Genomic DNA, 26,939 nt, shown 5'->3' with positions numbered 1-26,939 from the left:
ATCTTCACAGCTTCTTGACGATTCACTTCGCTTCTTGTGCGGCTGGCGGCTCGGAAAAACAGAACGCGCCAGCGGCCTGCCAGCCCTGGCGCGTTCGTTGGCGACGGCCCCAGGCCGCCGCGAGGAGCCTGCACCGATCAGATCGCGGCCAAGCCCGCCTTCAGGTCATCGCGCAGGTCCTCGACGTCCTCGATGCCGGCGGAGATCCGCACCAGCGAGTCGGTGATGCCCAGCCGCGCCCGCGTCTCGACCGGGATCGACGCATGGGTCATCAGCGCGGGCAGCGAGATCAGGCTCTCGACGCCGCCCAGGCTTTCCGCCAGCGAGAAGATCCGCACGCGTTCCAGGAAGCGGCGCGCGCCGGCCAGGTCGGTGTCGAGCTGCACGCTGATCATCCCGCCGCCGCCGCGCATCTGGCGCCGGGCCAGGGCCAGCTGCGGATGGCTTTCCAGCCCCGGGTAATGGACGCGGCGCACCTTGGGCTGCGCCTCCAGCCAGCGGGCGAGCTCGAGCGCGCTCTCGTTGTGGCGCGCCATGCGCAGCGCCAGCGTCTTGAGCCCGCGCAGCGCGAGGAAGCTGTCGAACGGACCGGCGATCGAGCCCACCGCGTTGTGCAGGAACTCGAGCTGCTCGCGCAATGCCGCCTGGCGCTGCTCGCCGCCGACCACGACCACGCCCGAGATCACGTCGCTGTGCCCGTTCAGGTACTTGGTGGCCGAATGCATCACCGCGTCGAAGCCCAGTTCCAGCGGCCGCTGAGACCAGGGGCTGGCGAAGGTGTTGTCGGCGATGGCGAGCGCGCCATGCTCGCGCGCGATCTTCGCGACGGCCGCCAGGTCGGTCAGCTTCAGCAGCGGGTTGCTGGGCGTCTCGATCCAGATCATCCGGGTCTCGGGCCGCAGCGCGGCGCGGACGTTCTCCGGATCGCTGCTGTCGACGTAGGTCACCTGCAGGCCGGCGCTGCGCTTGCGCACCCGCTCGAACAGCCGGTAGCTGCCGCCGTAGAGATCGTCGCCCGCGACGATGTGCGAGCCGGCGTCCAGCGTGTCCAGCACCGTGGCCATCGCGGCCAGGCCGGACGAGAACGCGTAGCCCTGCACGCCGCCCTCCAGGCTGGCGATCGCGCGCTCATAGGCCTGGCGCGTGGGGTTGTGGGTGCGGCCGTATTCGTAGCCCTGGTGCACGCCCGGGCTCTGCTGGCGGTAGGTCGAGGTGGCGTAGATCGGCGGCATGACCGCGCCGGTCAGCGGATCGGGATGCTGGCCGCCGTGGATGGCGCGCGTGTCGAAGCGCAGGTCGGCGTCGGCGGGGTGGTCGTTGTTGTTGGGGGACTGGCTCATGACAAGCCCTTTCGCAGGTGGTTCAACAGGTCGAAGCGGGTGACGAGGCCGTAGAAGCCGCGATCGTCGGCGATCACGGCGACCAGGCCCTTGCGCAGCTGGGCGATCAGGTCGGACAGCGGCGCGCCCGGCGGCAGGGTCTGCACATCATGACTCATCGCGCTGTCGACGCTGTCCTTGAAGTGGCGCGCGTCCATGTGCATCTGGGCCAGCAGGTCGGACTCGTCCAGCAGGCCCACCAGCTTGCCGCCGCGCAGCACCGGCAGCTGCGACACCTCGGCCTGGCGCATGCGCGAGAAGGCGGTGGCCAGCGTGTCCTCGGGGCTGACGCTGACGACCGCGCCGTCCTCGGCGCGGCGCGCGATCAGGTCGCGCAGGTCGCCCTTGGTGGCGCGCTTGAGCAGGCCCTGGTCGAACATCCACGGGTCGTTGTAGACCTTGGACAGGTAGCGGGTGCCGGTGTCGCAGACGAAGGTGACGACGCGCTTGGGCGTGGTCTGCGCGCGGCAGTACGTCAGCGCCGCGGCCAGCAGCGTGCCGGTGGAGGAGCCGGCCAGGATGCCCTCGGCGCGATAGAGGTCGCGCGCGGTGGCGAAGCTCTCCTCGTCGGTGATCGCGTAGGCCTGGCGCACGCCGCTCAGGTCGGCGATCGGCGGGACGAAGTCCTCGCCGATGCCCTCGACCGCCCAGGAGCCGGCCTCGCCGTAGCTGCCCTTCTCGACGAAGTCCTTGAGGATGGAGCCGGCCGGATCGGCGAGCACCAGGTCCAGGCCCGGACGCACCTTGGCGAAGAAGCGCGACAGGCCGGTCAGCGTGCCGCCCGAGCCGACGCCGCAGACCAGCGCGTCGATGCGGTGGCCGACCTGCTGCCAGATCTCGGGGCCGGTGGTGGTCTCGTGCGCGAGCGGGTTGTTGGGGTTGTTGAACTGGTCGGCGTACCAGGCGCCGGGGATGTCCTGGACCAGGCGCGCGGCGCGGTCCTGGTAGTAGTCGGGGTGGCCCTTGCCGACATCGGAGCGGGTGATGTGGACCTCGGCGCCGAGCGCCTTGAGCTGCAGCACCTTCTCGGCGGACATCTTGTCGGGCACGACGAGCGCCACGCGGTAGCCCTTGGCGCGGGCCACGAGCGCCAGTCCCAGGCCGGTGTTGCCGGCGGTGGCCTCGACGACGGTGCCGCCGGGCGGCAGCAGGCCGTCGCGCTCGGCGGCCTCGATCATCGACAGGCCGATGCGGTCCTTGATCGAGCCGCCGGGGTTCTGCGACTCGAGCTTGAGGAAGAGCTGGCAGGGGCCAGTGTCGAGCCGGTTGACGGGGACCAGCGGCGTGTTGCCGATGAGGTCCAGCACGGCGGGGCGGTCGGGCCGCTGCGGTCCCTGGTTGATGGCGGTGGAAGTCGTCTCCGAGGCACTCATGCGGGCTCCTTGTGATCCTGGTGGGATGGCCCCGGACGACGGCAGGGATGGCGCCGAAGCCGGGTGAACCGGGCAGCTTATCGCCGCGCTGCCGCTCGAGGGGGGAACCTCAAGCGCGGTTGCCGCAGCAGCTTATCCGCTTCGCTTCGTTCCCGGCGCGTGGACGGGCCCCTACCCTTCGTCCATGTCGTCCAGCATGAGGAAGCCCAAGACCCAGCCATGAACTGAACCTTGTCATCCGATGCGAGCAGCGCCCCGGCTTCGGCCGGGGCGTTTGTTTTTGGGAGCGGCACCACTGGAGTCGGTGGGCATGGCCGGCAGCGGCATATGAACAGGCCACTGACGAGGCGGTCGAGGCAGCGCAAGCTGCTGCCCTCGCGATCCGATGCGCGTGTCGAGTCACTGATCCAGTCTCAGTGATGCCACCTCGGAGCGACCCATGACAAGGAAGATCATGCTTGACCAAGCCCTTTATCAACGCGCACTTGAGCTCTCCGACGCTCCCATGAGCCCACAGGAAATGGTGACCTTGGCGATGAAGACCTACATCGCCATTCAGGCGGCGCATCGATTGGCCGATCTTGGCGGCTGCGCACCGGACATGGAGGACATCCCGCGCCGTCGCTGGGATCCGGAGGGAGCGACTGAATGAGCGCCAAGATCGTTGTCGATTCCTCGATCTGGATCGAGCACTTCCGCCGCAGCAATCCACGATTGCTTGAGCTTCTCAAGGACCATCGCGTGGTCACCCACGAGCTTCTCATCGGTGAGCTACGTTGCGGCACGCCGCCCATGCCGCGATCGGCCACATTGAAACTTCTTGCGAGCCTGCTGCAGATCGACTCCGTTGATATCGACGAGGTCCTGGCAGTGGTCGAAGAACGAAAAATGTACGGCTCCGGTTGTGGCCTGGTCGACATGGCGGTGCTGGTGGCCACGCTGCGGACGCCGGAAGCAAAGCTGTGGTCGAAGGACAAGAAGATGCAGCGTCTCGCGACGCTGCTCGGCATTCCGCTGATGGAAGGGGAGCCCGCTTTGAGACCTGTCCGGTCCTCTGAGTTCAGCGCTGCATGCCCCACCGTCTGATCGTGACGCGCTCGACGGTGCTGAAGATCAGCCGCTCGACGAGCCACCCGATCAAGATCACCAGCGCCAGGCCCGCGAAGACGCGATCCGTCATCAGCTCGTTGCGGTTCTGGAAGATGTACCAGCCGAGTCCGCCCTGGCCGGACGAAGCGCCGAAGAAGAGCTCGGCGGCGATGAGGGTCCGCCACGCGAAGGCCCAGCCGACGCGCAGACCCGACAGGATCGACGGCAGCGCCGCCGGCAGCAGGATCTGCGCCACGTAGCGCGGCCCTGTCAGACCGTAGTTGCGGCCGGCCATCCGCAGCGTCTCCGGCACCGAGGCGAAACCCGCCGAGGCCGCCAGCGCGAGCGGCCACAACACCGCGTGCACGAGCACGAAGACCAGGCTTCCCGCCCCCAGCCCGAACCACAGCAATGCCAGCGGCAGCAGCGCGATCGCGGGCAGCGGATTGAACATCGCCGTCAGGCTTGAGAGCAGGTCACGGCCCCAACGGGACGACGTCGCGAGCGCCGTCAGCGCCAGCGCGAGCACCACGCCCAGCGCATAGCCCTGCAGCAGCAATTTCAGCGAGATCGCCGCCCGCAGCAGCAGCTCGCCGCCCGTCAGCCCCTCCCACAGCGCCCGCGCCGCGGCGGTGAAGGTCGGCAGCAACAGGTCGTTGTCAGCCATCCGCGCCGCGACTTCCCACAGCGCGGCCAACAGCGCGAGCAACGCGGCCTGTCGCCAGACGCTCTCCGCATTTGCCCCTCGCCCCCGCCAGGGGAAGAGGGAGGGGTGAGGGGTCTCCGTGAGAACAAGGGAGTGGGTGGAGTCCGGCGCGATCTCGCGCTCCGTCCTCACGGGCGGGTCCGAAGGCCGAGGCGTCGGCAAGGCGGTGACGGTCATGCGGCGCGCTCCTCGCCGAACAGCAGCCGTTCAATGCGCAAGGCCTGCGCGGCGCGCTGCGACGGGGTGAGCCCTTGCGCGTTCAGCTCCGCGCGCACGCGTCCCGGATGCGGCGACAGCACCAGCACGCGATGGCCGACGATCAGCGCCTCCTCGATCGAGTGGGTCACGAACAGCAGCGTGAAGCGCTCCTGCTCCCACAGCGCCAGCAGCTCCTCCTGCATCCGGCGGCGCGTCAGTGCATCGAGCGCCGCGAAGGGCTCGTCCATCAGCAGGACGCGCGGCTTCATCGCCAGCGCCCGCGCGATCGCCACGCGCTGCTTCATGCCGCCGGACAGCTGATGCGGATACGCCGATGCGAAGTCCGCCAGTCCGACACGCGCCAGCCAATCGCGCGCCCGCTCCAGCGCCTCCCTGCGCCGCACCGTCCCCGACGCGATCAGCGGGAACGCGACGTTCTCCAGCACCGTCTTCCAAGGCGGCAGCTGGTCGAACTCCTGGAACACCGCGATGCGGTCCGGCCCAGGCCCGGTGACCGGCACGCCGTCGACGAGGATCCGCCCTTGCGCCGGAGCGAGAAAGCCGCCGACCGCCTTCAGCAGCGAGGATTTCCCGCAGCCCGAGGCCCCCAGCAGCACGAAGCGCTCCGACGCCAGCACGTCGAATCCGACGCGGTGCGTCGCCCGGACGATGCCGCGCTCGCCGCGGTACTCGAGGCTGACGTCCTCGACCCGCAGGCGGGTCTGCCAGGTCTCGGGCGCCTGGCCCTCGCAGGCCCCGCAGGCCGGCTGCGTGTCCTGCGCGTTCTGCGCGTCCAGTGCCCCGAGCCGCTTCAGCACCGCGCTCATGCTCAGCTCCCCGCCGCGTTGTGCGGGTCGTCGAAGAAGTAATCCTGCGCGGACGCCGGCTTGTTCTTGATGGCGCCGATGCGGTGCATGAAGCTCGCCAGCGCGAAGGTGTTCTGCGGCGTGATCTTGAACTGCACTTCCGGGTTGCGGATCACCTTCAGCAGCAGCTCCCTGGGCACCTTGGAGTTCTCGTTGCGGATGTAGATGTCGGCCGAGCGCTCGGGGTTCTTGGCGATGAAGTCCGCCGCCTCGGCCAGCGCGCCGATGAAGGCCTTGTAGGTCTTGGGGTTGTCGCGCCGGAACTTCTCCGTCGTGTACAGCACCGTCGCCGACGCCGGCCCGCCCAGCACCTCGTAGCTGCTGAGCACCACATGCACGTTCGGGTTGCCGGCCAGGCCCTGTTCCTGGAACGGCGGATTGCCGAAGTGGGCATTGATCTCGGTGCCGCCCTTGATCAGCGCCGCGGTCGCCTCGGGATGCGGCAGCGCCACCTGCAGGCGGTCGAGCTTGTTGAACTGCGCGTCGCCCCAGCGCCTGGCCGAGGCCAGCTGCAGGATCCGCGACTGCACCGACACGCCCACCGCCGGCAGCGCGATGCGGTCCTTGTCGCTGAAGTCGTCGAGGGTCTTGACGTTCGGGTTGCTGCTGGTCAGGTAGTACGGGAAGTTGCCGAGCGACGCGATGCCGCGCACGTTCTGCCGTCCCTGCGTCTTGTCCCACAGCGTCAGCAGCGGACCGACGCCCGCGCCGGCGATGTCGATGCTGCCCGACAGCAGCGCCTCGTTGATCGCCGGGCCGCCCGAGAGCTGCACCCGCTCGACCTGTATGTCGACGCCGGCCACCTTGCCGTGCTTCTCGATCAGCCGCTGGTCCTGCGCGACGTTCAGCAGCAGGTAGACGATGCCGAACTGCTCGGCGATGCGGATCCGGCCTTCGGCGCGGGCGGGCAGCGCCAACAGTGCCGACAGTGCGATACCCGCGGCCAGCGCGCGGGTCAGCAGCGTGCGCGGCGACGCGCGCCCGAAGGAGGGGGAGATGTCGTGCTTCATGCGGGAACGTCGCCTTCGATGGTGGTGCGGTGCAGGTGCCGGCGCAGATGGTCCGGGCAGCCGGCGGCCAGGTGCAGCAGCGAGCGGTTGTCCCAGAACACCAGGTCGTGCGGCTGCCAGCGATGGCGGTACACGAGGCTGTCGCGGCTGCTGTGCTCGAACAGCTGGGCGAGCAGGTCGCGGCTCTCGTCCTCGGGCAGGTCGAGGATGCGCGTCGTGAAATGCTCGCTGACGAACAGCGCGCGCCGGCCCGTCTCAGGATGCGTGCGCACGACCGGCTGCGGCACCGGCTTCACCTCGGCGATCTGCGCCGGCGTGAGTTTCGGGCGCCACGGATTGCGGGCGCGCAGTTCCTCGTAGCGGGCCAGGTAGCTATGCTCGGCGCGCTTGCCGGCGATCGCCGTCTTCAGCGCGAGCGGCAGGCCGTCGTAGGCCAGGTGCTGATTCGCGAACAGCGTGTCGCCGCCCTCCGCGGGAAGCTCCTGCGCATGCAGCAGCGACCCGAGGCTGGGCCGCTCCTTGTACGAGAGATCGGAATGCCAGTACTGCCCGGCATCGCCCAATCCGATGGGTTGGCCCTGCGCGTCACGGACGTTGGAGACCTGCAGGATCTCCGGGAAGCCCGGCAGCTGGAAGTTGCGCAGCACGTGGATCTGCAGCGGCCCCCAGCGGCGGCTGAACGCGATGTGCTGCGCCGGCGTGATGCGCTGGTCGCGGAAGACCAGCACGTGGTGGTCCAGGTGCGCGCGATGCAGCCGCGAGAAATCCGCGTCGTTGAGCGGCCTGCCGAGGTCCAGGCCCAGCACCTCGGCGCCGAGCGGTCCGTCGAAGGCGTGGATCTCGAAGTCCTGCGAGGGCGCATCGAGATCGGCGGCGAAGCCGGCGGCCAGCCGAGGTGCGCCTGGCGTGGCCCGCGCGGCGGGGAGGGGGGTGGCGAGGGTGCTCATGGCCGCCGACTCTAGGGATCGGCCTTCCTCGCGGGAACGAAGCTCACGGCATGTTCAAGCGCGCTGGACGCATATAGCCGCCGGCCCGCAATAGCCCCTGTTTGCATTTCGTTTACAAATTGTGAATATAGTGAGGCGCTTCTCTGAAAAGCCGTCGCCAGGAGCAGCGCCCCCCATGAAACAAGTGATCTGCGTGAAGTGGGGCACCGCCTATGGTCCGGAGTACGTGAACCGTCTCTACGGCATGCTCCGCCGGCACATCACCGGCGACTTCCGCCTGGTCTGCCTGACCGACGACGCCCGGGGACTGCGCCCCGAGGTCGACGCCTACGACCTGCCCGAACTCGGCTGCGAATGGCCGAAGAAGTCGCTGGGCAAGTGGCGCAAGCTGGTGATGTGGAGCGCCGACATGGGCGAGAAGACCGGCCTGTCGGGCCCGGTCCTGTTCATCGACCTGGACTCGGTGATCGTCGGCAACATGGACGGCTACTTCAGCTACGGCCATCCGGACGACGTCATCCTGGCGCGCAATTGGGCCAAGCCGATGCAACGCCTGGGCCAGACCTCGGTGTTCCGCTTCCCGATCGGCAAGTACCCGCACATCATCGAGAACTTCCGCGCCAATCCGCAGGCGGTCTCGGACAAGCACGGCTTCGAGCAGCACTGGGTGACCGCCTCGGTCCCGGGCGGCATCAAGCTGTGGCCGGAGAGCTGGACGCGCCATTTCCGGCTGCACTGCCTGCCACCGTTCCCGCTGCGCTACTTCCGGCCGGCCAAGCTGCCCGCCGGCGCCCGCATCGTGACCTTCCCGGGCGGCCCGAACCCGGCCGACGTGATGCTGGGCCGCTGGAACACCCAGGATCCGCCCCATACCGATCCGTGGCAGCACTTCCGCGCCGCGTTCGGCAGCGGCGTCAAGCACCGCTGGCGCCACCTGCGCAGCTTCGTGCTGCCCACGCCCTGGCTGGCCGAGCACTGGGTCGAGTAAGCCGCCCCGGCGGCTCGCCGCCTGCCCATCGCATATGCGTTATGCGAAATAAGCAAATGCTCAAACAATCGTTCCTGGAATAAGGACTTGTTGGCAAGCTTCGCAGCCCGACCCTCAACGTCGCCGGCCCTGCCTGCTCGCCATGTCCCAGAACTCCGCCCCCCTGAGCCGTCCCCTGTTCTCCGCCAGCCGCCGCCGCGCGCTGATGCTGGCCGCCGCGGTACCGCTGATGGGCGCGCCGCTGCTGGCCTCGGCGCAGCAGACCACGCTGCTGAACGTCTCGTACGACGTGGCGCGCGAGCTCTACAAGCAGATCAATCCGGCCTTCGTCGCCGCGTACAAGGCCAAGACCGGCCAGACGGTCACGGTGAACCAGTCGCACGGTGGCTCGTCCAAGCAGATCGGCTCGGTGATCGGCGGCCTGGAGGCCGACGTCGTCACGATGAACCAGGCCACCGACGTCGACACGCTGGCCGAGAAGGGGCTGACCGGCGCCGACTGGCGCGCGAAGTTCCCCAATGGCGCGGCGCCGTACAGCTCGACGATGCTGTTCCTGGTGCGCAAGGGCAATCCCAAGGGCATCAAGGACTGGGCCGACCTGGCCCGTCCCGGCGTGTCGGTCATCATTCCCAACCCCAAGGTCACCGGCAACGGCCGCTACGGCTACCTGGCCGCGTGGGGCAGCGTGATCGCCAAGGGCGGCACCGACGCGCAGGCCAAGGACTTCGTCTCCAAGGTGCTGGCCAACGTGCCGGTGCTGGACGGCGGCGGCCGCGGCGCGACGACCACCTTCACCCAGCGCGGCATCGGCGACGTGCTGCTGACCTTTGAGTCCGAGGCCGAGCTGATCGAGAACGAGTTCGGCAAGGGCAACTTCGAGGTCGTGGCGCCCAGCCTCTCGATCGAGGCCGACGCGCCGGTCGCGGTGGTCGACAAGGTCGTCGCGAAAAAGGGCACGGCCGCGCTGGCCAAGGCCTACCTGGACTTCCTGTGGACGCCCGAGGGCCAGGAAATCATTGCCCAGAACAACTTCCGCCCGCGCGACGCGGCGATCTTCAGGAAGCATGAGAAGCGCTTCGCGCCGATCAAGCTGTTCAGCGTCGACCAGACGCTGGGCGGCTGGGCCAAGGTGGGCAAGACCCACTTCGCCGACGGCGGCACCTATGACCAGATCATGGCCGCGCGCCGCTGATTGATCCGATGAACACCGCCGTGCTCACCGCGCCGCCAGCCGCCCAGGCGCCGGCCCGCAAACGACGCCGCGTGCTGCCCGGCTTCGCGCCGACGCTGGGCTTCACGCTCTTCTACCTCTCGCTGCTGGTGCTGATCCCGCTGTGCGCGGTCTTCCTGCGGTCCGCCGGCCATGGCGCCGAGGCCTTCTGGGCCGCGGCCACCTCGCCGCGCGTGCTCGCGTCGTACCGGCTGAGCTTCGGCGCGGCGCTGCTGGGCGCGGCGATCAACGTCGTGTTCGGCTTCATCCTGGCCTGGTCGCTGGTGCGCTACGACTTCGTCGGCAAGAAGCTGGTCGACGCGCTGATCGACCTGCCCTTCGCGCTGCCGACAGCCGTCGCCGGCATCGCGCTGACGGCGCTGTACGCGCCCAACGGCTGGATGGGCAAGTGGCTGGAGCCGCTGGGCATCAAGGTCGCCTTCACGCCGCTGGGCGTGCTGGTGGCGCTGATCTTCATCGGGCTGCCCTTCGTCGTGCGCACGGTGCAGCCGGTGCTCGAGGACCTGGACACCGAGCTCGAGGAGGCCGCCGCCTCGCTGGGCGCGCACCGCTGGCAGGCCTTCCGCCTGGTGGTGCTGCCGATGCTGACGCCGGCGCTGCTGACCGGCTTCGCGCTGGCCTTCGCGCGCGCGGTCGGCGAGTACGGCTCGGTGATCTTCATCGCCGGCAACATGCCCATGGTCAGCGAGATCACCCCGCTGATGATCATCACCAAGCTCGAGCAGTACGACTACGTCGGCGCCACCGCGATCGCGGTGGTGATGCTGGTGTTCTCGTTCCTGCTGCTGCTGGGCATCAATGGCCTGCAGGCCTGGAGCCTGCGCCGCAACGGACTGGACGGGAAGCGCTGACATGGCCGGATCCGCCGCATCGCTCGGCCGCGCCCGCCCGGCCGGCCACTACCAAGGCAACCCCGCCACCGCGGAAAGGCGCTGGGTGCGCTGGACGCTGCTGACGCTGGGCCTGGCCTTCTTCGCGCTGTTCCTGCTGCTGCCGCTCGCCGCGGTGTTCACCGAGGCGCTGCGCAAGGGCTGGGACACCTACCTGGCCTCGCTGATCGAGCCCGACGCCGTCTCCGCGATCAAGCTGACGCTGCTCGCCGCGGTCATCGCGGTGCCGCTGAACGTCGTCTTCGGCGTCAGCGCCGCCTGGGCCATCACCAAGCACGACTTCCGCGGCAAGCAGCTGCTGATCACGCTGATCGACCTGCCGTTCTCCGTCTCGCCGGTGGTGGCGGGGCTGATCTACGTGCTGATCTTCGGCGCGCAGGGCTGGTTCGGCCCCTGGCTGTCCGAGCACGACATCAAGATCATCTTCGCCGTCCCCGGCATCGTGCTGGCGACGGTGTTCGTGACCTTCCCCTTCGTCGCGCGCGAGCTGATCCCGCTGATGCAGGCGCAGGGCCGCGACGAGGAGGAGGCCGCCACGGTGCTGGGCGCCAGCGGCTTCAAGACCTTCTGGTACGTCACGCTGCCCAACATCAAGTGGGGCCTGCTCTACGGCGTGATCCTGTGCAACGCGCGCGCCTTCGGCGAGTTCGGCGCGGTGTCGGTGGTCTCGGGCCACATCCGCGGCCAGACCAACACGCTGCCGCTGCAGGTCGAGATCCTCTACAACGAATATCAGTTCGCAGCGGCCTTCGCCGTCGCGTCGCTGCTCGCGCTGCTGGCGCTGGTCACCCTCGGACTCAAGCAGTTCATCGAGTGGCAAGCAGAACGTGTTGACCCCCAGCGCTGAGTACAGCGCGGCCCCCGAGGGGCGCAAGCCGTCCTTGGGACGGCCCGGCGGACGTCTTGTCCGCAACGTCGTGAAGGAAGAAGCATGAGCATCCAGGTCCGCAACATCCACAAGGCATTCGGCAGCTTCACCGCGCTGGGCGACGTCAGCCTGGACTTCCCCACCGGCGAGCTGACCGCGCTGCTGGGCCCGTCGGGCTGCGGCAAGACCACGCTGCTGCGCATCATCGCGGGCCTGGAGACGGCCGACCGGGGTCAGGTGCTGCTCGACGGCGCCGATGCCTCCGACACCCACGTGCGCGAGCGCGAGGTCGGCTTCGTGTTCCAGCACTACGCGCTGTTCCGCCACATGACGGTGTTCGACAACGTCGCCTTCGGCCTGCGCGTGAAGCCGCGCAAGCAGCGTCCGCCGGAAGCGGAGATCAAGCGCAAGGTGCATGAGCTGCTGCAGCTGGTGCAGCTGGACTGGCTGGCGGACCGCTATCCGCCGCAGCTCTCCGGCGGCCAGCGCCAGCGCATCGCGCTGGCCCGCGCGCTGGCGGTCGAGCCGCGCGTGCTGCTGCTGGACGAGCCCTTCGGCGCGCTCGACGCCAAGGTCCGCAAGGAGTTGCGCCGCTGGCTGCGCCGCCTGCACGACGAGCTGCACATCACCAGCATCTTCGTCACGCACGACCAGGAAGAGGCGCTGGAAGTCGCCGACCGCGTCGTGCTGATGGACCACGGCCGGGTGGAGCAGGTCGGCTCGCCGACCGAGGTCTACCAGCGTCCGGCGACGCCCTTCGTCTACGGCTTCCTCGGCGCGGTCAACCGCTTCGAGGGCCGTGTCGACAGCGGCATCGTGCGCGTGGGCGACCAGACGCTGGCGCAAGGCGCGGCGGCCGCGATCGAGGGCGCGCAACACGGCCTGGTGCAGGCCTACGCGCGTCCGCACGAGCTGGTCATCATCCCCGCGCAGGACGCGCCGGGCCTGCCCGCCACCGTCGAGCGCGTGCTGAGCTTCGGCGCCGCCGCGCGCGTGGAGCTGCGCGGCGCCTCGGGCGAGCATCTGGAAGCCGAGCTCAGCCGCGAGCAGGCCGAGGCGCTGCAGCTGTCCTCCGGCCAGCAGGTGCGCCTGCAGGCCTCGCGCCTGAGCCTGTTCGGGATCGACCAGGCGGCATGAACCTGCAGCAGCTCCGCATCGTCCGGGAGGCGGTGCAGCAGAACTTCAACCTGACCGAGGTGGCGGCCGCGCTGTTCACCTCGCAGTCCGGCGTCAGCAAGCACATCAAGGACCTGGAGGACGAGCTCGGCGTCGAGCTCTTCCAGCGCCGCGGCAAGCGGCTGCTCGGGCTCACCGAGCCGGGCAAGGAGCTGGCGGTCGTCGTCGACCGCATGCTGCAGGACGTGCGCAACATCAAGCGGCTGGCGCAGCAGTTCAGCAGCGCGGACCAGGGCCAGCTGACGATCGCGACGACGCACACGCAGGCGCGCTACGCGCTGCCGCAGGTGGTGGCGCGCTTCAAGGCGGCCTATCCGCGCGTGCACCTGGTGCTGCACCAGGGCAGTCCGTCGGAGATCGTGTCGCTGCTGCAGTCCGGCGAGGCCGACATCGGCATCGCCACCGAGGCGCTCGGCAAGGACGACGCCTTCGTCACCTTCCCGTTCTACGAATGGCGGCATGCGGTGGTCGTCCCGGAAGGGCATCCGCTGATCGGCCAGCCGCTGACGCTGGAGGCGCTGGCGGAGCAGCCGCTCATCACGTATCACGAGGGCTACACCGGCCGCGCGCGCATCGACGCGAGCTTCGCGTCGGCGGGACTCGCGCCGGACGTGGTGATGTCGGCGCTCGACGCGGACGTCATCAAGACCTACGTGCAGGTCGGGCTGGGCGTGGGCGTGATCGCGGCCATGGCCTTCGAGCCGACCCGCGACTCGGGCCTGCGCCTGATCGACGCCAGCCATCTGTTCCCCGCCAACACGACGCGCATCGCGCTCAAGCGCGGCCACTACCTGCGGGGCTTCGCCTACCGCTTCCTGCAGGAGTGCGTCGCCGAGCTGACCGAGGACGCGGTGCGCGAGGCGATGGATCCCGAGGCCTGAGCGCTCGCGCGCGGCCTGGCGTCGCGCGCTGGTTTGCATAGGCGCGGCACGCGGGATTGCTTATCGATTTTTGTTGGAGGACATCGGAGGCGCGGATTCGAATAATCAATCCGCATAAGCAAGCCGCCTTTCCGAGGCTTGCACATCAAGCCCCCCATGAACTTCCAGCAACTGCGATCCGTCCGCGAGGCCCAGCGCCGCAACTTCAACCTGACCGAGGTGGCGCAGGCGCTGCACACCTCGCAGCCCGGCGTGAGCCGGCAGATCCGCGAGCTCGAGGACGAGCTCGGCATCGACATCTTCGTGCGCGCCGGCAAACGCCTGACCGGCCTGACCGAGCCGGGCCGCAACGTGATGCCCATCGTCGAGCGGCTGCTGCGCGAAGCCGAGAACCTGCGCCGCGCCGGCGAGGACTTCGCCCGCGCCGACAGCGGCCACCTGCGCATCGCCGCCACGCACAGCCAGGCGCGCTACGCGCTGCCGCCGGCGGTGCGCGACTTCCGCGAATCGCATCCGGAGGTCAGCCTGCAGTTCACGCAGGGCTCGCCGCAACAGGTGGCGCGGCTGCTGATCGACGGCGAGGCCGACATCGGCATCGCCACCGAGGCGCTGGCGCTGCATCCGCAGCTGCTGACGCTGCCGTGCTACCGCTGGACCCACACGGTGCTGGTGCCGCCGGGGCATGCGCTGGAGGCCGAGGCCGCCGCCGGCACGCCACTGACGCTGGAGCGGCTGGCGCAGTTCCCGGTCATCACCTACGAGACCGGCTACACCGGCCGCTCGCACATCGACGACGCCTTCGCGAAGGCGGGGCTGGACCTGGACGTCGTGCTGGTGGCGATGGACGCGGACGTGATCAAGACCTACGTCGAGCTGGGACTGGGCGTGGGCATCGTGGCCGCGATCGCCTACGACGAGGAGCGCGACCGCCACCTGCGCGCGATCGACGCGCGCCATCTCTTCGCGGACAACCTGACGCGGCTCGCGGTGCGGCGCGACGCCTACCTGCGCGACTACGTCTACGCCTTCATCGAGACCTTCGCGCCGCCGCTGACCCGCGATCTGGTGGAGCAGGCACGCGCCGTGCCGGGCGGGTCCGACTGACCCGGCGAGAGCGGTTCCGGCGCCGGGGATGTCGAAAGAATTTCCGCATATGCATCTTTGCGACGCACGAAGATGCAAAGCAGAAACGATTGGTTCATGGAGAGGGGACCGCTTCCTAGAGTGACGGGCTCCCCTGTCCACTCCCACAAGGAAGATCCTCTTGAAGCCCATCGCCCAGCACGCGGTCCGCCTCGCCCGGCCGGCCGCCACGCTGGTGGCCGCACTGGCCGCCGCCTTCCCCGCCATCCTTCCCGTCACCAACGCCTTCGCCCAGGAGACCGCTCCGGCCAAGGACGCGCCGCTGCCGTCGGTCGTCGTCACCGGCTCGCGCATCCTGCGCGTCAACAGCGAAGGGCCCAGCCCGGTCACCGTGATCAAGGCGGAAGACATCGACCGGCTCGGCTACAAGAACGTCTCCGACGTGCTGAGCAACCTGACCGAGAACACCGGCTTCACGCAGGGCGAGGACTTCGGCAACACCTTCACGCCGGCGGCCAACGCGATCAGCCTGCGCGGGCTCGGCCCCAACCACACGCTGGTGCTGGTCAACGGCCGCCGCGTCGCCGACTACCCGACCGCCTATGAGGGCTCGGTCAACTTCGTCAACATCGCCAACATCCCCTCGGCGCTGATCGACCGCATCGAGGTGCTCAGCGGCGGCGCCTCGGCGGTGTACGGCTCGGATGCGATCGCGGGCGTCGTCAACATCGTGCTGAAGAAGCGCGTGGACGACATCACCGTCAACCTGCGCGCCGGCGCCACCGAGCGCGGCGGCGGCGAGAACGCGCGCGCCCAGATCACCGGCGGTTTCGATGGCGGCCGGCTGCAGGGCGTGTGGGGCGTGGAGCTCAGCGGCCGCGAGCCGATCTGGAGCCGCCAGCGCGACTTCATGGCCGACACCACGCTCCGGGGCGCCGCGCCGACGGTGGTCATCGGCCGCCGCGACGCGTCGACCGGCAAGTACCTGACGCCGAGCGACGGCTGCGCGGCGGCGGGCAGCCTCTTCGAAGGCTCGGCCAGCGCATACACCGGCAGGAGCGGCACGTACTGCGGCAGCGGCCGCGCGTCGCCAAGCTTCTGGACCACGCAGACCGGCAACCGCAGCGCGCAGGCGGCGGGCGGGCTGACCTGGTCGCTCGATCACGGGCTGGAGCTGTTCGCCGAGGGCCAGTTCGGCTGGGCGCGCACCGAGAACAACACCCGCGGCCCGAGCTGGACCTCGGACGTGGTCGGCAACAGCTACTTCCGCAACACGACCACCGGCCTGCTGGAGACCTGGACGCGGCGCTTCGCGCCCGAGGAGCTCGGCGGCGTGGAGCGCTTCAACCGCAAGTGGCGGGATTCGACGCACAACGTCGTCATCGGCGCGCGCGGCGAGCTGAGTGGCAGCTGGACCTTCGAGGTCGCGGCCAACAGCTCCTACTACCTGAACCGCACGACGACGCCGCGGCTGCTCTCGGGCATCGACCAGCTGCTGCTCGGCCCGCGGCTCGGCACCGAGGCGGACGGCACGCTGGTCTACGCGGCGGATCCGGCGCGGCTCTTCCGGCCGCTGACGCCGCAGGAGATCGACAGCGTCACCGGCCGCAGCTGGACGCGCAACGCCAGCTGGAGCCAGCAGCTCAGCGCCAGCGCCAGCGGCGAGTGGTTCACGCTGCCCGGTGGCCCGGTGAAGGCGGCCGTGGTGGCCGAGGCCGGCCTGCAGGGCTTCCGCAATGAAGCCGATCCGCGGCTGGGCACCGACGTGTTCTACAACACGAGCACCACGCCGGCGGTGCGCGGCACCCGCGATCGCGTCGCGCTGGGCGGCGAGCTGAACGCGCCCATCACGAAGCAGCTCACCGCCACGGTGGCCGCGCGGCACGACCGCTACCACTTCGCCGGCCGCAATGACGCGAGCACGACCTACAACGCGGGCCTCGAGTTCCGGCCGCTGTCCTCGCTGCTGCTGCGCGCGCAGCACGCGACCAGCTTCCGCGCGCCGGACATGAATTACATCTTCGCGCAGCAGACCAAGGGCTACTACTCGTCGTCGACGGACTACTACCGCTGCGCGCAGGCGGGCCAGCCGGTCGCGAGCTGCGACTTCGCCAATGTCTCGCCGGGCTTCAACTACGTGCGCACCGGCTCGTCGGACCTGAAGTCGGAGCGCGGCCGCTCCTGGGGCCTGGGCGCGGTGTGGCAGCCGGCGGCGTCCTTCGACCTGTCGGTGGACCTGTGGAAGATCGCGATCCGCGACCTGGTCACGGACCTGAGCGCCGACGGGCTGCTGCGCACCGAGGCCGACTGCCGCGCGGGCGCCAAGGACATCCAGTCGCCGACCTGCAAGGACGCGATCGACCGCATCCGCCGCAATCCCGTGGACGCGCTGGTGCGGCCGGGCGAGGTGGCCGAGATCCGCGTCAATCCGATCAACGCGTCCAATGAATCGACCTGGGGCATCGACATCGGCACGCGCTACAGCTGGTCGCTCGAGTCCTGGGGCCGCTGGACCGTGGACGCGAAGTACACCAAGGTCAAGAGCTTCAAGTACCAGCAGTTCGCCGGGGACGACAACGCCAACATCGTGGGCACGCGGGACTTCACCGACTGGCCGAGCCGGCTCAACGCGAGCCTGAACTGGAAGATCGGCGACTGGTCGCACACGATCTCGGCGCAGCGCAACGGCCGGATTCCCGGCGAGGAGAGCGGCGCGTGGGTCGGTCCGTACTGGAACGTCAACGCCAGCACCGCATGGCAGGTGGGCCGCAACACGCGGCTCAGCCTGATCGTCAACAACGTGTTCGACAAGATCCGCCGCGACCCGAGCGCCACCTGGCCGTACTACCCGGTGGGCTACTACCTGCCGCATGGCCGCCAGGGCTGGATCGAGCTGGAACACCGCTTCGGCGCCTGATCCGAACGCCGGCTCGACCGCGCCGGCGCGGGGCCGCTCCTCACGAGGGGGCGGCCCTTTTTTCATCTTCGCGAGCGGCTGCAAAGCAAAGCAGAACTTCTTCGTTCACAGGCTCTGTGCGCCTGCCTACATTGGGCGCTCCCCCAACCCCGTCATGAGAAGAATCCCGTGAACGTCATCCGCCGCTCCGTCTCGCTGCTTGCCACCGCCGCCCTGCTGGGCGGCGCGCTGATGCCCCTGGCCCAGGCGCAGGGCTCGGTCACGCTGCTCAATGTCTCCTACGACCCGACGCGCGAGCTGTACCAGGACTTCAACGCGGCCTTCGCGAAGTACTGGAAGGCCAAGACGGGCGAGACCGTGACGGTGAAGAACTCGCATGGCGGCTCGGGCAAGCAGGCGCGCTCGGTGATCGACGGGCTGGACGCGGATGTCGTGACGCTGGCGCTGGCCTACGACATCGACGCGCTGCACGACCACGGCAAGCTGGTGCCGGCGGACTGGCAGAAGCGCCTGCCGAGCAATGCCTCGCCCTACACCTCGACCATCGTGTTCCTGGTGCGCAAGGGCAATCCCAAGCACATCAACGACTGGCCGGACCTGGCGCGCGGCGGTGTCGACGTCATCACGCCCAATCCCAAGACCTCGGGCGGCGCGCGCTGGAACTACCTGGCCGCGTGGGCGTATGCGCTCAAGCAGCCGGGCGGCAACGCGGAGTCGGCCAAGGCCTTCGTCAAGCGCATCTACGGCAACACCAAGGTGCTGGACTCGGGCGCGCGCGGCGCGACGACCACCTTCGTCGAGCGCGGCATCGGCGACGTGCTGATCGCGTGGGAGAACGAGGCCTACCTGGCGGTGAAGGAGCTGGGGCCGGACAAGTTCCAGATCGTCACGCCGAGCCTGTCGATCCTGGCGGAGCCGCCGGTGTCGGTGGTGGACAAGACGGTGGACAAGAAGGGCACGCGCAAGGTGGCGCAGGCCTACCTGGAGTACCTGTACTCGGCCGAAGGGCAGGAGATCGCGGCGAAGAACTACTACCGGCCGCGTGACGCGAAGGTCGCGGCGAAGTACGCGAAGCAGTTCGCGCCGGTGAAGCTGGTGACGATCGACGAGGTCTTCGGCGGCTGGCGCAACGCGCAGAAGACGCACTTCGACGACGGCGGCGTCTTCGACCAGATCAACGCGGCGCGCTGAATCCCCGAAGGGGGCCGCGCCTACGGCATTCAAGTTTGTCTCCTCGGTCGGTCTCGGGCGCGGCTCACGCAGCGTCAAAGGCATCCTGACCGTTCGCTCCGTGCGAGCAGCCCCGCTGGCGATGGCCAGTGGGGCTTTTTTTCGTCAGAGCGGAACCGCGGCTTCGGGGTAGAGCCCGGGCAGGAGGATGGGAAGCGCGTCCAGCGGCAGCGCCACATGCACGTCCGAAAGCCGGCTCTCCGAGCTGACGATCCCATCGTCGAGCAAGCCCTTCAGGACTCTTGCCGCCGTGCGCTGGGGCAGCCCCGTCAACTGCTGGAACTCGCCCCGGCTGAGCGGCCCGGCCGCGAACAGGTGATACAGGAGCAGTTCCACCCCCGGGCGATAGATCAGGTCCTTCCCCTTCTCCTGTCGACGCACGGCCACCAGCTGGGCCAGGCGTGTACGCATGTTGGGCAGGTCGAGCAGCTTGCTCATGAAGCTCACCTGGTCCTCGCAGATCTCCAGGAAGAAGCGGCACCACTGGGCCAGCATGCGTTCGCTGAGATTGCCGCGGCCATCGAGATCGCCCTGCCGGGCCATGTCCGCTTCGGAGAGGCGCACGTAGTACTCGTCGCGGCGCCGCGCGAAGCCGCGGTTCACCGACCAGAGTCCTCCCGAGAGCGACCACAGCGCGGCATGAGTCTGCAGACGGGTCGCCCGCCCATTGCCGTCGGCAAAGGGATGCACCCAGGCCATGCGATGGTGAGCGCAGGCGACCACATGGGGAAGATCGCTCATGACCCATCGCTTGCCGTACACCTGATCGAAGCGCGCGAGAAAGCGCGGCAACGAGGCGTGCGTCGGTGGCTGATGACGATGCACGGCGACGTCCGTCGTCCTGATCACGCCTGGCTCGATCGGCGTCCCTTCCTCCGAACGGCGATCCGCGGGATCCAGCCGTTCATACAACTCGCGATGCGCCTGGATCGTGAACTCACTCGTGAGGGGATTGGCGCCCGCCTGAACGAGACGTTCCAACGCTTCCTCCGCCTCGACGTGCGCGAGCGCCAGCCGCTGTTTCGCCGCGATGTCCGGTTGGTCGGCAAAGCTGCGCGTCAAGGCTTGCGCGATGTAAAGCGGATGCGTGCTCTGACCTTCGATGCGGTTCGAGTAGTACGAATTCATCGACCTCACGAGGCGCCGCAGGACAGTCAGCGCCGTCGGATGCGCCCCGCCCTGGAGCAGCAACGAAGCACGCGCGATCTGGTCGCCCCGCTCCTTCAGCTCGCTGAGAAGGCGGCTGCTCGGCAGCAGAGGCTCGAATTGGTGCGGCGAATCGAACACCGCTACGGCTGTCGGCTTCTCGGACATCTTGGCGAGCTTTTTGGCAGATCGATTGGCGGACTGTACTCCGTTTTAACTAGTTGTATTTATTGAATAATTTCTGGATATTTCTCCGATCAACACCGCATTTTGGCAGACTCTTTGGCAGACTCTTTGGCAGACTCTTTGGCAGATTAACTGGCAGATCCCTTCCGGCCACGCGAACGGCCCATCCGCTCATGACACCTGGTCTCCCCCCTCATATCGCCCCGCGGAGTGATCAAGTGCCGCTCCGGGTGTAACGGTCCCGGGGCTGGCCCCCTGACTCGCTCGGCGATGCCCGTATGCTCGCCGCCGTGATTCAGCCCCCCTCCATCCGCGCAGCGCTCTCCGTCGCGCTTCTGGCCGCCTCGCTGGCCGGCCAGGACGCGCTCGCGCAGGGCGGAGCGGCGGCTCCGGCCGCACCCGCGGTCACGGTGACGAAGATCACCTGGCTCGCCTCCGATCACTCGCCGCGCACGGGCCGGGCCCATGCGAGCGGCGTCGCCGGCCGCGTGGTCGCCTACCTCGGCAAGCAGTGGCCCGGCGTCGAGCACGAGATCCTGCTCGCCAACGCCAAGCGCAGCTGGCAGATGATCGAGAACGGCGAGGAGGTCTGCCGCGCCAACGTCGTCCGCACGCCCGAGCGCGAGAAGGTCGCCTACTTCATCAACACCCAGCTCACGCCGCCGCCGCAGCTCATCGTGCGGCGCGACCGCCTCGCGCGCGTCCCGCGCAATGCCGCCGGCGAAGTGCTGCTGCCCAAGCTGCTGGCTGACCGCACGATGCGCGGCGCGATCGTCGACGGCCGTCGCTATGGGCAGGCGCTCGACGAGCTGCTCGCCGCCCGCCCGGCCAACAGCGCGGTCACGTTCTATTCGCCGAAGGACTTCGGCGCGCGCGTGCTGCAGATGCTCAGCCTCGATCGCGCCGACTACTCGATCGACCAGGACATGGCGCTCGTGATGGTCGGCAATCCGCCCGACCTGGTCAGCGTGCCGGTCAACGGCGCCGGCGAGTTCGTGATGGCCGGCATCGCCTGTCCGCGCACGCCGTGGGGCCTGGCCGCGATCCGCGGCATCGACAAGGCCTATGGCCGCCCCGAAGGCGCCGCCGACCTGCGCGAGGGCCTCATGCACTGGCTCACGCCCGAGACCCAGGCCCACTACGCCGCCCGCTTCGACGCGTTCTATCGCGAACGCGCCAAGCCCTCCCACATCGAGCCCTGAGCGGCGGCCGGCGATCGCTTCGCCGCGCGCCGCCAACGCTCAGGCCTGCTGCTCGACGCGGTTGCGGCCGCCGTCCTTGGCGCGATAGAGCGCCTGGTCCGCGCGCCCGAGCAGCTCCTCGACCCGCAGGTCCTCCAGCCGCAGCGCGGTCACGCCGAAGCTCGCGGTCAGCGACGCCGGCGGCGATCCCGGCTGAAGCTCCAGTCCGCTGGTCTCGATGTGATGACGCAGCCGCTCCACCAGATGGGTGGCGTCCTCCATCGAGGTCTGCGGCAGCAGCAGCGCGAACTCCTCGCCGCCCAGCCGTCCCAGCAGGTCCTGCTTGCGCACGATCTGCGCGCACAGCTGCACCAGGTGGCACAGCGCCGCGTCGCCGTGCGCATGGCCCAGCGTGTCGTTGATGCGCTTGAAGTGGTCGACGTCCATCATCACCAGCGCCATGTCCAGCCCGTAGCGGCGGCTGCGCGCCAGCTCCGCCTCGGCCTGCTCCAGGAAGCTGCGGCGGTTGGCCGCGCCGGTCAGCGCGTCGGTCGTCGCCAGCCGCTGAAGCTCCAGCTCCAGGCGCTTGCGATCGGTGAAGTCCACCAGCGTGCTCAGCACCGACGGCGCGCCGTCGTAGTTCACCGGCACCTGCGACAGCAGGATCCACAGCTCGCTGCCATCGGCCGCGAGCAGGCACAGCTCCTCGCCCTGCAGCCGGCCTTCCTGGCGGAACTTCTGCTGCATCCGGTCGCGGTCCTGCGGGTCGCGGTAGAAGCTGATCGCCGGCTTGCCGACGAGGTCGTCCAGCGAGCGTCCGGCGATGTCCGCCGACGGCTGGTTGGCGTAGACGATCAGCGCGTCGTGTTCGCGCGTCACCACCATCGGGATGGGCGCGTGGTCCAGCACGGCGCGCAAGCGCTCCTCGCTGTCGGCCAGCTCGCGCGTGCGCTGCGCCACGCGGCGCTCCAGGCTGGCGTTGAGCTCCTGCAGCTCGGTCACGAGCCGCGCGTTGTCCACCGCGTTGACCACGTTGGCGCACAGCAGTTCCAGGAAGCTCACCCGTGCTTCGGTGAATACGCCCGCCGCCGCCGCGTTCTCCAGGTACAGCGCGCCGACGGTCTGACCCTGCTTGAGCAGCGGCAGCGCCAGCACCGAGCGCGGCGGCGCCGCATGGCGCTGGAAGTAGTCCTCCATCGTCGCGAGGCCGCGCGCGTCGGCGATCAGCTCGCGGCGGCCGTCGCGCAGCACGCGGCCCATCAGCGCCAGCGGCAGCTGTTGACCGGCGCGCTCCAGCGGCAGTTGCTCCAGCAGATGCAGCTTGGGCTGATCGCCCAGGAGCGCCTGCGCCTGCAGCACCCAGCGCGTGACGCCAGCCGCGCCGCTCGCCAGCACGATCGCGGCACGCTGCGCGCCGGCGTTCTCGGCGACGACTTCCAACAGCCGGCGCAGCAGCCGCGGCAGGTCCGGCTGGCTGCTGATCGCCTGCACCGCCTTCGTCAGCGTGCTGAGGTCGGCGGCATCGGCGCGGATCTCGCCCGAGGGCGCCGTCTCGCCGATGGGCGCCTCGTGGCCCTCGAGCGGCACCGGCATGGCCAGCGCTTCGCCCGCGAGCGCGATCACGCCCCAATCCTTCCACGCCTGCTGCAGGCGCTGTCGCGCCTGGTCGGCGCGCGGCGGATCGCGATCCCGCCACCACGCGGCCTGCGCGCGCAACACCGCCGCGGCATCCAAGGGCGTGCCGTGCGGCCCTTGCGCCGCTTCGAGCGCGCCATCGAGCAGGCGCTCGATCCCTTCGTCCGGCGCTCCGGCCAGCATCGCCTGCTGCGCCAGCAGCAGCGCGACGCGCTCACGCAGATGGCCCGGTCCCGCGTCCTGCCAGCGGCGCAGGCGCGTCAATGCATCGTCCTCGAGCGCCTGATCGCGCTCCCCGCCGGCCAGCGCGACGCGCTGCGCGGCCCACGCCGCGATGAACAGCAGCAGCGACTGCGCATGCATGCCGCGACCGGCGGCGAAGAGCGCCCGCGCCTCCTTCGCCAGTTGCAATGCGGGCTCCGGCCGGTCCGCGACGAAATGCAGCACCGCCTGCCAGCCCTGCAGGAACATCAGGCCGGTCTGGTCCTGGCGCTCTCCGTAGGTGCGCGCGAACGCTTCCAGGCCGTCGAAGCCATGGTCGGGCAGCCCCGGCAACTGCAGGGCGCGGACGAGCGCGAGCAACGCGTCCTCGTAATCCGCCGCGACCGGCTGGCGCATCGCGCGCAGCCGCCGGCCGTGCGTGACGAGCTGCTCTTCGAGCGCGGGCAACGGCGTGCCGGCGAGGAACGCATGCGCGTCGTGCACATAGAGGCCCAGCCCCGCATGCCGCAGGTTGCCGAACTCCAGCCCATTGCGATGCGTCTGCATCAGGCCATCCATGCTCACCCGCAGGCCTTGCACCCAATGGCTGAGGAAGGCATGGAACGAGAAGCCCGCATGCGCGAAGACCTGCATCCAGCCATGGCGCTCGACCAGCGCCGTCGACATGCGGCCCAGGTCATGCGCGAAACGGTAGTCGCCGAGGAATTCCGCGCACATCAGCCCCAGCACCGAGTACGCCGACAGCGCCTGCGGCACATGGCCGTGGTCGACCATCAGCCGCACCTGGAACAGCGTCAGCAGCGGCAGCAGCGCCGGCCGCACGATGTAGGCGGCGGCGGTCATCTTGGCGGCGATCGAGATCAGCAGCAGGCGCTCCTCGTCGCGCATCGGTCCGCGCTGCGCCAGCGTGTCCAGGCCGATCGCCGCGATTTCCTGCTGCAGCGCGGCGAGCAGCGCCATGACCGAGGCCATCGGATCCGGGCCGGCGGTCCGCGGCAGCGCGGCGCCGAGCAGCAGGAACAGCTCGAGCCCGAGGTCGACGGTCTCGGCGAGCCGGCCCTGCGCGTAGAAGGCCTCCATGCGCACCTCGAGCAGGCGAGCCCGCTCCGCGTTGTCGCGCGCATCGGCGAGCGCGGACTCGAGCAGCGCATCCATCCGCGACGGTCGGCCCGCGAGGTAGGCCATCCGCGCCGCGTGATGCAGCCAGGCCGCGCGATGCGGCGAGGTCGGCGACAGCTCGAGCGCGAGTTCGGCGTAATCGGCCGCCGGCTCGAACGCGGCGGCATCCATCGCCTGCCGCGAGGCCTGCGCGTTGAAGCCGGCGAGCGCCTGGCGTTCGCGTTCGTCGTGCGCGTCGCGCAGCAGCATGCGCGACGCGTTCAGATGATGCAGGGCCGTGTAGGGCAGCGGCGCATCGGCCTGCGTGGCCAGATGGCTGTCGCGAAGCAGGCGGCCGATGCGCAGCTGCAGCGCCGGCCGCTGATCGGCGGCGATGCGCTGCAGCGCCGCTTCCTGCACGCGGTCATGCGCGAAGGCGTAGCGGACCGACTCGCTCGCCTGGCCTTGCAGCTGCGGCGCGTAGCGGTAGAGCGCGCTCGCCGGCACCAGCAGCTGCGCCTGCAACGCGGGCAGCAGGTCCATCGCGAGCGTGTCGGGTGCCACGTCCAGCGCGACGGCCAGGTTGTCCAGGCTGAAGCCCGCGCCGAGCAGCGCGGCCACGCTCAGCGCCTGGCGCGTCGCATCGGGCAGGCGCTCGAGCTGCTGCAGCATCAGCGCCACGACGTTGTCCGCCGTGCGCGTCGCCGCGATGCGCTCGAGCGCATGGTCCCAGCGCTGCGTGGCGGCGTCGTAATGGATCAGGCCGCGGCGGACCAGGTCCTCCAGCAGCCGGCGCAGGAAGAACGGATTGCCGGCGGTGCGCGTCTGGCACAGCCGCGCCAGCTCGTCCAGGCCGGTGTCCTCGGCCTCGGCGTCGCGATGCAGGCTGTCGGCGATCAGATGGCGCGTGTCGTCGAGCCCCAGCGGCCCGACGCGCAGCGGCGTGAAGCGTTCCCCGAGCTGCTGTCGCAGTTCGGTCAACTCCTGCGCGATCGGATGCCCGGGCGGAATCTCGTTGTCGCGATAGGCGAGCACGAACAGCGTGTGACGCAGCGTCGCGTCGTTCAGGCATTCGCGCAGCAGCCGGCGCGACGCGCGGTCGGCCCATTGCCAGTCATCGAGGAACAGGGTCTGCGGCTCACCCTCGCGCGCGAGGGCCGCGAAGCCCTGGCTCACGCTGCGCAGGAAGCGGTTCTCGGCCTCGGCCGGCCCGACCGGCACCAGCGGCGCGTCGAGCGTCAGCAGCGGCGCCATCTCCGGCAGCGCCTGCGCCAGCAGCGCGGCGTTCGCGCCAAGGCGCTCGCGCAGCCGCTCGCGCCACGGCGTCTGCAGGTCCATCGACAGCGACAGCACCAGCGCCGCGCGCTGCTGCAGCAGCTGCAGCAGCGGTCCGTAGGGACGGTCCTGTCCGTACTGGTTGAACTTCGCCGCCGCGAAATGCCCGCGCTGCGCGAGCAGGCTGCGCTGCGCCGCGAGCACGAGCGCGGTCTTGCCGATGCCGGAGAAGCCGGCCACGGCCACCAGTCCCGGCCCGGCGCCGTGGCCCTGCGCGGCATCGTCGAAGGCCTGGCCGAGCTGCGCCTGCGCGGACTCGCGCCCGTACAGCCGGCCACTCGGCTGGAAGCGCACCGCGGCGTCGCCATGCCCCGCCTCGAAGCCCGGCAACGCCCGGCCCTGCCGCAGCGCCGCCTGGCACAGCTGCAGATCGTGGCGCAGCGCCTGGTGGCTCTGATAACGGCCTTCGGGCTCCTTGTGCAGGCAGTGCGCGACCACCTGCGCCAGTGGCGCGAAGACCTGATGGTTGCGCGTCGTCGCCATCGGCGCAGCCACGGCGAGGTGCGCATGCACGGCGCGCGCCGGGTCCTCGATGCTGAATGGCGGCGCCCCGGTGAGCGCCTCCAGCAGCGTGGCGCCCAGGCTGTAGAAATCGGCGCGGTAGTCGACGTCGCGGCTCATGCGGCCGGTCAGCTCCGGCGCGAGCGTCGCGAGCGACGCCTCGATCAGCTCGGCCCGCTGGACCAGCGGGCGCTCGCGTTCGATCTCGGCGGCCAGCCCCAGGTCCGCGATCAGCGTCCGGCCCGCGTCGCGGCCCGCGCCGGGCAGCAGCAGGATCTGCCCGGGTCCGAGGTTGCGATGGATCAGCCCCTGGCCGTGGAGGTGCCGCAGCGCCTCGACCAGATCGAGCGCGACCTGGATTAGCTCGTCGTTGTCCAAGGTGCCGCGCCGCAGGCGGTGCCGCAGCGTTTGCGCGCCGAGCTCCGGCAGCAGCAGCGCCGGGCGGCCTTCGTGCTCGATGAGGGACGCGGGGCGAAGGACGAAGGCGGGATCGAGGCGCTGCGCCAGCTCGTACTCGCGGCGCAGGCGCGCGATGGCGGCGGGCTCCGCGTGGACCTCACGCAGGCGCTTGAGCACGGCTTTGCCGCCGCGGCGGTCGCCGACCTGGACGACCTCGCTCCGGCGGCCCTGGTGGAGCGTCCGCTCCATCTGCCAAGCCCCTGGATCGGCCGCCTCCCACGCTGCTCTGTCCGTCATCCCGTCCGCTCTCTGTTGTCGGCGGACTGTAACGGCTGGACACCCCGCGCTTGCGTCAGGGCGCCGTCAAGCAGCCCCTGAATCGGGGAGGAAGCGGAAGAAAGCGA

General features: G+C 69.7%; 20 protein-coding genes. 12 read left to right on the top strand and 8 right to left on the bottom strand.

The features are described 5' to 3' along the window. Positions 1-137: 137 nt before the first annotated feature. Positions 138-1,340, bottom strand: coding sequence for a trans-sulfuration enzyme family protein (locus ACEN96_RS01925; RefSeq protein ID WP_495586368.1), 1,203 nt, complete (start codon positions 1,338-1,340; stop codon positions 138-140). Then, the gene (locus tag ACEN96_RS01920) at positions 1,337-2,752 is read right to left on the bottom strand and encodes a pyridoxal-phosphate dependent enzyme (RefSeq protein ID WP_495586367.1); all 1,416 of its coding nucleotides are present in this window, start codon (positions 2,750-2,752) and stop codon (positions 1,337-1,339) included. The genes ACEN96_RS01925 and ACEN96_RS01920 overlap by 4 nt, the downstream gene beginning before the upstream one ends. 439 nt (positions 2,753-3,191) lie before the next feature. On the opposite strand from ACEN96_RS01920, the gene ACEN96_RS01915 reads away from it, so the two are divergent. Both ACEN96_RS01915 and ACEN96_RS01910 read left to right on the top strand, forming a co-directional pair. Beyond that, a complete protein-coding gene (locus tag ACEN96_RS01915; protein ID WP_495586366.1) occupies positions 3,192-3,404 on the top strand; it encodes a type II toxin-antitoxin system VapB family antitoxin in 213 nt (70 codons plus the stop codon). After that, positions 3,401-3,838, top strand: coding sequence for a type II toxin-antitoxin system VapC family toxin (locus ACEN96_RS01910; protein ID WP_495586365.1), 438 nt, complete (start codon positions 3,401-3,403; stop codon positions 3,836-3,838). Before ACEN96_RS01915 ends, ACEN96_RS01910 begins: the two co-directional genes overlap by 4 nt. Here ACEN96_RS01910 and ACEN96_RS01905 read toward each other — a convergent pair. The 4 genes from ACEN96_RS01905 to ACEN96_RS01890 are packed head-to-tail and all read right to left on the bottom strand — an operon-like array spanning position 3,813 to position 7,568. Next, on the bottom strand, positions 3,813-4,724 hold the full coding sequence (locus ACEN96_RS01905; RefSeq protein WP_495586364.1) for an ABC transporter permease: 912 nt from the start codon (positions 4,722-4,724) through the stop codon (positions 3,813-3,815). The two genes, ACEN96_RS01910 and ACEN96_RS01905, sit on opposite strands and share 26 nt — an antisense overlap. Next, positions 4,721-5,572, bottom strand: coding sequence for an ABC transporter ATP-binding protein (locus tag ACEN96_RS01900; protein ID WP_495586363.1), 852 nt, complete (start codon positions 5,570-5,572; stop codon positions 4,721-4,723). The genes ACEN96_RS01905 and ACEN96_RS01900 overlap by 4 nt, the downstream gene beginning before the upstream one ends. Before the next feature lie 2 nt (positions 5,573-5,574). Continuing rightward, on the bottom strand, positions 5,575-6,621 hold the full coding sequence (locus ACEN96_RS01895; protein WP_495586362.1) for an ABC transporter substrate-binding protein: 1,047 nt from the start codon (positions 6,619-6,621) through the stop codon (positions 5,575-5,577). Further along, positions 6,618-7,568: a TauD/TfdA dioxygenase family protein gene (locus ACEN96_RS01890; protein WP_495586361.1), complete on the bottom strand. Its 951-nt coding sequence runs from the start codon at positions 7,566-7,568 to the stop codon at positions 6,618-6,620. The genes ACEN96_RS01895 and ACEN96_RS01890 overlap by 4 nt, the downstream gene beginning before the upstream one ends. 175 nt (positions 7,569-7,743) lie before the next feature. On the opposite strand from ACEN96_RS01890, the gene ACEN96_RS01885 reads away from it, so the two are divergent. From ACEN96_RS01885 to ACEN96_RS01845, 9 genes are all read left to right on the top strand, one after another. Beyond that, positions 7,744-8,556, top strand: coding sequence for a glycosyl transferase (locus tag ACEN96_RS01885; protein ID WP_495586360.1), 813 nt, complete (start codon positions 7,744-7,746; stop codon positions 8,554-8,556). Between the two features lie 142 nt (positions 8,557-8,698). Beyond that, entirely contained in the window at positions 8,699-9,748 is a 1,050-nt protein-coding gene (locus ACEN96_RS01880) for a sulfate ABC transporter substrate-binding protein (protein ID WP_495586359.1), read from the top strand. Between the two features lie 8 nt (positions 9,749-9,756). Further along, complete coding sequence (gene cysT, locus ACEN96_RS01875) at positions 9,757-10,638, top strand: sulfate ABC transporter permease subunit CysT (RefSeq protein ID WP_495586358.1); 882 nt, start codon at positions 9,757-9,759, stop codon at positions 10,636-10,638. A gap of 1 nt (position 10,639) precedes the next feature. Beyond that, a complete protein-coding gene (cysW, locus tag ACEN96_RS01870) occupies positions 10,640-11,524 on the top strand; it encodes a sulfate ABC transporter permease subunit CysW (protein WP_495586357.1) in 885 nt (294 codons plus the stop codon). An 84-nt stretch (positions 11,525-11,608) separates the two neighbouring features. Continuing rightward, positions 11,609-12,682: a sulfate/molybdate ABC transporter ATP-binding protein gene (locus ACEN96_RS01865; RefSeq protein WP_495586356.1), complete on the top strand. Its 1,074-nt coding sequence runs from the start codon at positions 11,609-11,611 to the stop codon at positions 12,680-12,682. After that, entirely contained in the window at positions 12,679-13,602 is a 924-nt protein-coding gene (locus tag ACEN96_RS01860; RefSeq protein ID WP_495586355.1) for a CysB family HTH-type transcriptional regulator, read from the top strand. The genes ACEN96_RS01865 and ACEN96_RS01860 overlap by 4 nt, the downstream gene beginning before the upstream one ends. 156 nt (positions 13,603-13,758) lie before the next feature. Further along, positions 13,759-14,706, top strand: a complete 948-nt coding sequence (locus ACEN96_RS01855; protein WP_495586354.1) for a CysB family HTH-type transcriptional regulator — start codon at positions 13,759-13,761, stop codon at positions 14,704-14,706. 160 nt (positions 14,707-14,866) lie between these two features. Beyond that, complete coding sequence (locus tag ACEN96_RS01850; protein WP_495586353.1) at positions 14,867-17,602, top strand: TonB-dependent receptor plug domain-containing protein; 2,736 nt, start codon at positions 14,867-14,869, stop codon at positions 17,600-17,602. Positions 17,603-17,833: 231 nt separating this feature from the next. Further along, positions 17,834-18,793, top strand: a complete 960-nt coding sequence (locus tag ACEN96_RS01845) for a sulfate ABC transporter substrate-binding protein (RefSeq protein WP_495588534.1) — start codon at positions 17,834-17,836, stop codon at positions 18,791-18,793. A gap of 144 nt (positions 18,794-18,937) precedes the next feature. Here the strand turns inward: ACEN96_RS01845 and ACEN96_RS01840 are convergent, their stop codons facing one another. Beyond that, positions 18,938-20,146 carry a Fic family protein gene (locus tag ACEN96_RS01840; RefSeq protein WP_495586352.1) on the bottom strand — a complete coding sequence of 403 codons (1,209 nt, stop codon included), beginning with the start codon at positions 20,144-20,146 and terminating at the stop codon, positions 18,938-18,940. A gap of 308 nt (positions 20,147-20,454) precedes the next feature. On the opposite strand from ACEN96_RS01840, the gene ACEN96_RS01835 reads away from it, so the two are divergent. Continuing rightward, complete coding sequence (locus tag ACEN96_RS01835) at positions 20,455-21,366, top strand: TIGR02285 family protein (protein WP_495586351.1); 912 nt, start codon at positions 20,455-20,457, stop codon at positions 21,364-21,366. Positions 21,367-21,405: 39 nt separating this feature from the next. Here the strand turns inward: ACEN96_RS01835 and ACEN96_RS01830 are convergent, their stop codons facing one another. Continuing rightward, positions 21,406-26,832, bottom strand: coding sequence for a diguanylate cyclase (locus tag ACEN96_RS01830; RefSeq protein ID WP_495586350.1), 5,427 nt, complete (start codon positions 26,830-26,832; stop codon positions 21,406-21,408). Positions 26,833-26,939 lie beyond the last annotated feature (107 nt).

This window comes from Roseateles sp. Mitsp63 (genome assembly GCF_059491535.1).
Note: the sequence above shows the minus strand (reverse complement) of the source record. Positions and strands in the feature narration are given on the sequence as shown.